Annotated in this window: 7 protein-coding genes; 6 read left to right on the top strand and 1 reads right to left on the bottom strand. The window is 68.5% G+C overall.

Features of this window, described 5'->3' with window-relative positions:
- Nucleotides 1-332: 332 nt before the first annotated feature.
- On the bottom strand, nucleotides 333-1,103 hold the full coding sequence (locus tag AC04L7_RS08645) for an NRDE family protein (RefSeq protein ID WP_436000140.1): 771 nt from the start codon (nucleotides 1,101-1,103) through the stop codon (nucleotides 333-335).
- 320 nt (nucleotides 1,104-1,423) lie between these two features.
- Between AC04L7_RS08645 and mraZ the strand changes: the two genes are divergently transcribed.
- The 6 genes from mraZ to AC04L7_RS08615 all read left to right on the top strand — a co-directional run.
- Nucleotides 1,424-1,870 (top strand): division/cell wall cluster transcriptional repressor MraZ, encoded by a 447-nt coding sequence (gene mraZ / locus AC04L7_RS08640; RefSeq protein ID WP_475512834.1) that lies wholly within the window; start codon nucleotides 1,424-1,426, stop codon nucleotides 1,868-1,870.
- Nucleotides 1,867-2,835, top strand: coding sequence for a 16S rRNA (cytosine(1402)-N(4))-methyltransferase RsmH (rsmH, locus tag AC04L7_RS08635; protein WP_436000138.1), 969 nt, complete (start codon nucleotides 1,867-1,869; stop codon nucleotides 2,833-2,835). The genes mraZ and rsmH overlap by 4 nt, the downstream gene beginning before the upstream one ends.
- Nucleotides 2,832-3,095, top strand: a complete 264-nt coding sequence (ftsL, locus tag AC04L7_RS08630) for a cell division protein FtsL (protein ID WP_296278482.1) — start codon at nucleotides 2,832-2,834, stop codon at nucleotides 3,093-3,095. Before rsmH ends, ftsL begins: the two co-directional genes overlap by 4 nt.
- Entirely contained in the window at nucleotides 3,092-4,939 is a 1,848-nt protein-coding gene (locus tag AC04L7_RS08625) for a peptidoglycan D,D-transpeptidase FtsI family protein (RefSeq protein ID WP_296278481.1), read from the top strand. The genes ftsL and AC04L7_RS08625 overlap by 4 nt, the downstream gene beginning before the upstream one ends.
- The gene (locus tag AC04L7_RS08620; RefSeq protein ID WP_475512833.1) at nucleotides 4,936-6,420 is read left to right on the top strand and encodes a UDP-N-acetylmuramoyl-L-alanyl-D-glutamate--2,6-diaminopimelate ligase; all 1,485 of its coding nucleotides are present in this window, start codon (nucleotides 4,936-4,938) and stop codon (nucleotides 6,418-6,420) included. Before AC04L7_RS08625 ends, AC04L7_RS08620 begins: the two co-directional genes overlap by 4 nt.
- Nucleotides 6,417-7,660: UDP-N-acetylmuramoyl-tripeptide--D-alanyl-D-alanine ligase (locus AC04L7_RS08615; protein ID WP_475512832.1), on the top strand; the 1,244-nt coding region annotated here is incomplete at its 3' end. The genes AC04L7_RS08620 and AC04L7_RS08615, both read left to right, overlap by 4 nt.

The following is a 7,660-nucleotide window of genomic DNA, read 5'->3' as shown; positions in this document are numbered from 1 at the left end:
AGACCAAATAGGGAGGCTATGCTGCGGCCCGCAGTGTCTCCGGGTAGGTTGCTTGAGCGTAACGGTGACGTTGCGCCTAGAGGAATGACTGTCCACGACAGAACCCGGCTTATCGGCCGGCTCCGCCGCCAGCTTCAACGCGCGAAGCGCGTTGAAGCTCCCAAAGTTCGCATTGCGAACTTTGGGCCCCAGGCCTTCGTTGCCACACCCCCGCTCGCGCGGTGCGCTCGCCGCCCCCTGACTCAGGGGGCAGTTAAAGGCGAGCGATCACAGGGTTCCCTGTAGGAGCGACGTAAGTCGCAACCGCGAGCCTCCAGCTTCGATAGCGCTGGCTACGCGCCAGTTTGGATCCGCAACGTCGTCTCCCCCTCGAACACACCGTCAGGCCCGAACCTCCGCTCGCTGATCCACCCATGCCCCGCATGATCGATGGCAATCAGGGTGCTGGCGCGGGTTCCATAGCGTTCGCCACGGATGAAGGCCGGCGACAGCCTGCGTTCGACGTCGATGCCTACGCCGGTGTCGGGATGGCGGTCGTCGGGCGCGGGGGTTTCGTCCGCCAGCGCGCTCCAAAGCGTATCGACTTCGTCCCTCTCCGCCGACACCCATGCGGCAAGTCGCTCCTTAAGCGCCATCGTCTTTGGCCAAGCCTCGTCCAGGTCGCCATTGGACAAGCCGTGCAGACCCGGTGCGAGCGTGATCCGACGGGGCGTGGGGTAGTTGCTCACGTATTCGCAATCGGCGGCGTCCGCGAGCAGCAGGTTGAACGGGGCAAAGGCTTCGGCGGCCACCAGCACGCCGGTGGCGCGGTGCGTCGCACCGTCGGGCGACTGCAGGAAACCGGCCGCCAGCTGACCCCTCGACGGAGCCCCCGGAATCCGGATGGCCGGATCGCGCACGTTGGTGACCACCGCCACCCGCCCGCCGGCCTCCGCCCCGGCCCAGGTGCCGCCCGACTGCAGGTCCCGGCCTGCCATCACGTGGGGCGATGCCTCCCAGTGCGCCAGCGCCGCCGTAGGTCGGGCGTGGAACTCGTCGCGGTTGCCTGCCAGCAGCAGCCGCCAGCGCGGGTGGACCTTCCAGGCGAGGGCGACGAGGCACATGGGCCGATTCTGGGCCTCCGGTTTGCGCAGTTCCACCCGGGAGCGCCGGCGCGGACGAGACGGGATGTGAAACGACGGTCACCTCACTGAATCGTCCCTCAATCTCAAAATTTGAGACGAAACAGCAACTTGTGGATAAGGCTTGAACAAGTCTCTGAAGTTTGCTGCAAGCCATTGATCCGCCAAGTGATTTAAGCGGTCGTTTCCTGTTGACAACCCTGTGCGCGCTGCTAATGTGGGCAACAGAGGGAAAACCGGGTTTTCAGTGGTTTTTCGTGGTTCAATTGATCGCTCATTCGCGCGTCGGGAAGGCAGGGGCAGTGTTTCAGGGTGAGACCGCCATCACAGTGGACGACAAGGGACGGCTCGCGGTGCCCACCGCGTRCCGTGACCTCGTCGCGCGCGAGTGCGGCAACCGCCTGGTGATCACCTACAACCCCTTCGAGGGCGGCAGCCTCTACCTGTACCCCGAGAAGGTCTGGCAGCGCGTCCGTGATGAGGTCAGCAAGCTGCCCAGCACCCAGAAGGCGCACCGCAGCCTGCAGTTGAAGCTGATCGGCGCCGCGTCGCCGGTCGAGCTGGACGGCAATGGCCGCATCAGCATCCCGGCCAGCCATCGCAGCGCGGTGGGAATCGAGAAAAAGGCCGTGCTGCTCGGCATGGGCGAGAAGTTCGAACTCTGGAGCGAACAGGCGCACCACGCGCAGATCCGTCAGTCCCTCACCGACGACGATCTGAGCGCACACATGCTCGAGCTGCGCTTGTGAGCAAGGGTGACGGCAAGCGGCAGTCCGCGCCGGCCGATCACCTCCCCGCGCTGCACTTGCCGGTGTTGTACACGCAGGTCATGGAAGGGCTGCAGGTGAAGGAGGACGGAACATATCTGGACGGCACCTTCGGGCGTGGAGGCCACGCGCGCGGCGTGCTGCAACACCTCGGCCCGGGAGGCCGGCTGCTGGTGATGGACAAGGATCCCGAAGCGATCGCCCATGCCGAACGGATGTTCGCGGGCGATGCGCGCGTGTCGATCTTCCGCGGCAGCTTCGCGTCGCTGGCCGAGTGGAATGAAACCGCGGCCGGCCTGGACGGCGTGCTGCTGGACCTGGGCGTGTCCTCGCCGCAACTCGACGTGGCCGAGCGCGGCTTCAGCTTCGGCAAGGACGGTCCGCTCGACATGCGCATGGATCCCGAATCGGGCGAAAGCGCGGCCGAGTGGATCGCGCGCGCCGACGAGCGCGACATCGCCGACGTGCTGTGGACCTACGGCGAAGAGAAGCAGAGTCGCCGCATCGCGCGCGCCATCGTCGCCCGTCGCGCCACGCAGCCCTTCATGCGCACCGCCGACCTGGCAGGCGTCATCGCCTCCGTGATGCCGCGCGGGGAGAAGATCCATCCCGCCACCCGCAGCTTCCAGGCGATCCGCATCCACATCAACCGCGAGCTGGCGGATTTGGAAGCGGGTCTCGATGCGGCCCTCATGCGCCTGAAAGTCGGCGGCCGGCTGGCTGTCATCAGCTTCCATTCGCTGGAAGACCGCATCGTCAAGCAGTTCATCAACCGGCACGCCAAGGCGCCGCCGGCCAACCGCCGCCTGCCGGTGGCGCTGGACTTCACGCCGACCCTGCGCGCCATCGGCGGTGGGCAGAAGGGCGAGCTCGACGAAGTGTCCTCGAACCCGCGCGCCCGCAGCGCCGTGCTGCGCGTGGCCGAGAAGCTGGAGGTGGCCGCATGAGCCGCTTCCTGATCGCCGTGCTGGTGCTGGCGAATATCGCCTCGGCGATCGGCGTGGTGTATGCACGCCATCGCCACCGCGTGCTGTTCGATGAAGTGACGCGGCTGGAGCGCGCACGCGACGAACTGAACGTCGAATTCGGTCGCCTGCAGCTTGAGCAGGCCACGGTCGCCGAAGCGACCCGGATCGACCAGATCGCCCGCGTGCGCCTGGGCATGAAGTCGCCGGAAGCGGCGGATATCGTGGTGGTGCGTCCATGAACGCCGCGCCGGCCAAGAACCGCAACCGCGCGCGCTTCAACCTGCGCGGCCGCCTGGCACTGGTGCTCGGCGCCATGGGCCTGTGTTCGATCAGCCTGGTCGGGCGCGCGGCGTACGTGCAGCTGATCAACCACGATTTCTACCAGCGCCAGGGCGATGCGCGTTTCCTGCGCGAGATTCCGATCCCGACCTCGCGCGGCATGATCACCGACCGCAACGGCGAGCCGGTGGCGGTGTCCTCGCCGGTGGAATCGGTATGGGGCAACCCGCAGGAACTGCTGAAGGCGCCCGACCGCCTGCCGGAACTCGCGCAGGCGCTGGGCGTGCCGCTCGACCACCTGACCAACCGCCTGTCGCAGAAGGCCGACAAGGAGTTCCTGTACCTCAAGCGCCGGATCAATCCGGACGAGGCGCAGAAGATCCTGGCGCACAAGATTCCCGGCGTGTTCTCGCAGCGCGAGTTCCGCCGTTTCTATCCGCAGGGCCCCGCGATGGCCCACGTGCTGGGCTTCACCAACATCGACGACCGCGGGCAGGAAGGCCTGGAGCTGGCCTTCGACGAGTGGCTCAGCGGTACGCCGGGTGCGCAGAAGGTGATCCGCGACAACCGCGGCCGCATCGTCGAGAACGTGGACCTGATCCGCTCCGCGCAGCCGGGCAAGGACCTRACGCTCAGCATCGACCGCCGCATCCAGTACCTGGCCCACCGCGAACTGCGCAATGCGCTGCTCGAGCACCAGGCCAGCAGCGGCTCGATCGTGATCATGGACGTCGCCACCGGCGAAGTGCTCGCGATGGTCAACCTGCCGACCTACAACCCGAACGCGATCGAGCGGGTGAAGCCGGATGCGCGCCGTAACCGTGCGCTGACGGACATGATCGAGCCCGGCTCGACGATGAAGCCGCTGACCGTATCGACCGCGCTGAAGGCCGGGGTGGTCACGCCGTCGACGCTCGTCAACACCAACCCCGGTTACATGGCGTTGAACAGCCGGTACACCATCCGCGACGTGCCGCGGAACAACGGTGTGCTGACCGTCACCGGCGTGATCACCAAGAGCTCGAACATCGGCTCGATCAAGATCGCGGAGAAGCTGCCCAACGCCTACTTCTACGAGAGCATCCACAGCTTCGGCTATGGCCAGAAGCCGGGCAGCGGTTTCCCGGGCGAGTCCGCCGGCATGCTGGCGCCGCCGGACCGCTGGAATGGCTTGCAGAAGGCGACCATGTCCTACGGCTATGGCCTGGCGGTGACGCCCCTGCAGATCGCGCGTGCCTACTCGGCATTGGGCAACGGCGGCAGGCTGGTGACGCCCACGTTCGTGAAGGGCCAGCGCAGCGAGGCGCCGCAGGTGCTGGACCCGGCGATCGCGCACGAGGTCGTCGGAATGATGGAAACCGTGGTGACGCAGGGCGGCGCCAAGCGCGCGGGCGTGCTCGGTTATCGCGTGGCCGGAAAGACCGGCACGGCGCGCATCGCGTCCGGTGGCGGGTACGCGAAGGGGCGCTACGCGTCGTTCTTCGCCGGTCTGGTGCCGGCCAGCAATCCGCGCTTCGCCGCCGTCGTGGTGATCAACGACTCCCAGGAAGGCGGCTACTACGGTGGCCTGGTGGCCGCGCCGGTCTTCCATGACGTGATGGACGGGACGCTGCGTCTGATGGACGTGCCGCCGGACGACATCGAGGCGTGGCTCGCCGCGCAGGCGAAGAACGCGGGCAAGCAGGACGGCGGCGTGCCCGCACCGGCACCGGCGCCGGTCCCCGACGATGCCGTCGACACGATGGATCCCTCCGCTTTCGATACCCCGCATGCAGCGGCGCCCGCCACGGGGGCCACGCGATGAGGCGGATGATGGCGCTCGCCGAACTGCTGCCCGACGTGGATGTGCCGCGCGACATCGTGGTGCGTGGCCTGACGCTGGACAGCCGCAGCGTGCAGCCCGGCGACGCGTTCGTCGCCATTGCCGGCTTCGGCGCGCATGGCCTGAACTTCGCCGCGCAGGCGCAGGAGAACGGCGCGAGCGCGATCCTGTTCGAACCGCCCGTACCCGATGGCCTGGAAGCGCCGCGCGACGCGATCGCCGTTCCCGGGCTGCGCATGCGCATGGGCACCATGGCCGACCGTTTCCACGCCGCGCCGTCGCACGACATGAAGATGGTCGGCGTCACCGGCACCAATGGAAAGACGTCGACCGTACAGCTGCTGGCGCAGGCCTGGCACCTGCGGGGCGTGCGTTGCGCGACCGTCGGCACCCTCGGCGCCGGCATGTACGGCGAAGTGGTGCCCACCGGTTTCACCACGCCGCTGGTGTTGCAGATGCATGCGCTGCTCGCGCAGTTCCGCGATGCCGGCGCGAAGGCGGTGGCGATGGAAGTCAGCTCGCACGCGCTCGACCAGGGGCGCGTGGACGCGGTGCATTTCGATGTCGGCGTATTCACCAACCTGACGCGCGACCACTTGGACTACCACGGCGACATGGAGCGCTACGGGGCGGCCAAGGCACGGCTGTTCTCGCGCGAAGGCCTGAAAGCCGGCGTCATCAACCTCGACGACGCCTACGGCCGCGACCTGTTCGCGCGCCTGCCGCATGGCGTGYAGCGCATCGGCGTCAGCTCGCGCGGCCAGGCGGACGCGAGCGTGCGGGCAGACGCGCTGCGGCTGGATGGCAACGGCATCGCATTCGACCTGATGGTCGGCGACGACGTGCAGGCGGTGCAGTCGCGGCTGCTGGGGCGCTTCAACGTGGACAACCTGCTGGCCGTGGCCGGCGCGCTGCACGCACTGGGCGATACCCCCGCCGACATCGCACGCACGCTGTCGCGGCTGGCGCCGATCCACGGTCGCATGAACCGCCTCGGCGGCGACAGCGACGCGGCAGGCCAGCGTCGCCCGCTGGTGGTCATCGACTACGCGCATACGCCCGACGCGCTGGAACAGGCGCTGGCCAGCCTGCGCGACCACGTGCAGGGGAGGTTGTTCTGCGTGTTCGGCTGCGGGGGCGACCGCGACACCGGCAAGCGCCCGCAGATGGCCGCCATCGCCGAGCGCCTGGCCGACGTGGTGCTGGTCACCGACGACAACCCGCGTACCGAAGACGGCGACCGCATCGTCGCCGACATCATGGCCGGCTTCGCGACCCCGGGCGCGGTGCTCGTGCAGCGCGACCGCGCGCAGGCGATCGCACGCGCGGTCACGCTGGCCGGACCCGACGACATCGTGCTGGTGGCCGGCAAGGGCCACGAGCCCTACCAGGAAATCCATGGCGTGAAGCATCCGTTCGACGACACCGCCGTGGCGCGCCAGGCGCTGGAGGACCGTCGATGAAGCGGCTTCCCTTGTCCCTGCTGGCGCACTGGGCGGGCGGCGAATTGCTGGGCGACGATCTGGTGATCGGTTCGCTGACCCACGATACCCGCACGCTGGTGCCGGGCAGCCTGTATGTGGCGCTGCGCGGTGAGCGCTTCGACGGCCACGATTTCGCCTACGACGCGGCCATGCGGGGCGCCGCCGCGGTCCTCGTGGACCACGAAGTGAAGGTCGAGGTGCCGCAGGTGGTCGTGCCGGATACGTTGCTGGCGCTGGCGCGGATCGCGGCCGGCCTGCAGCGCGACCGCGTGGAGAAGACGGTCGCGATCACCGGCAGCAACGGCAAGACGTCGGTGAAGACGCTGGTTGTGTCGATCCTGCAGCGCGCCGGCGTCACCTACTTCAATCCGGGCAACCGCAACAACGAGATCGGCCTGCCGATGGCCGTGATCGACGCGCCGGACGATGCCGACTTCTCGGTGTACGAGATGGGCGCGGGCAAGCCGGGCGACATCGCCTATCTGACCGACATCGTCACGCCCGAAGTGGCGCTGGTGAACAACATCGCCGCCGCACACCTGGAACGGCTCGGCTCGCTGATGGGCGTGGCCGAGACCAAGGGCGCCATCTACGAGGCGCTGCCGGCCGACGGCACGGCAGTGATCAATGCCGACGATGCGTTCGCCGAGTACTTCGCCAGCCGGGTGCCGGACCGCCGCATCCTGCGCTTCGGCCTGGAAGCGACCGCCGACCTGACCGCGCGCGACATCCGCGCGACCGATGATGGTTCCGACTTCGTGCTGGTGGCGCCGCACGGCGACGTCGCGGTGCAACTGCACCTGCCCGGTCGCCACAATGTGCTCAACGCACTGGCCGCCGCCGGCATCGCGATGGCCTGCGGCGTATCGCTGGCGATCATCGCCGAGGGCCTGTCCGCTGCGCAGCCCGTGGCGGGCCGGCAGGTCGCGCGCACCTTGCCGAACGGCGCAGTGGTGATCGACGACAGCTACAACGCCAATCCCGGTTCGCTGGTGGCCGCCATCGACACCCTGGCGGCGGCGAGCGCGCAGGCCGGCGGTGAGGGCTGGCTGGTGCTGGGCGACATGCGCGAACTGGGCGACGACGCCGAAGCGCTGCACGCCGACGCCGGTCGTCGTGCCAAGGCTGCCGGCCTCCGTCGTCTCTATGCGCTGGGACCCCTCAGCGCGGCCGCGGCCGCCGCATTCGGCGAGGGGGCGCAGGCCTTCCAGGACCACGC

Source organism: Pseudoxanthomonas sp. LjRoot204_2 (genome assembly GCF_056175765.1).
The sequence above is the reverse complement of the archived record's forward strand: the minus strand, read 5'-3'. Positions and strand labels throughout refer to the sequence as shown.

Excerpts from the sequence above, each read along its gene's own strand:
- AC04L7_RS08645 (WP_436000140.1), bottom strand. The coding sequence starts at position 1,103 with ATGTGCCTCGTCGCCCTCGCCTGGAAGGTCCACCCGCGCTGGCGGCTG.
- ftsL (WP_296278482.1), top strand. The coding sequence starts at position 2,832 with ATGAGCCGCTTCCTGATCGCCGTGCTGGTGCTGGCGAATATCGCCTCG.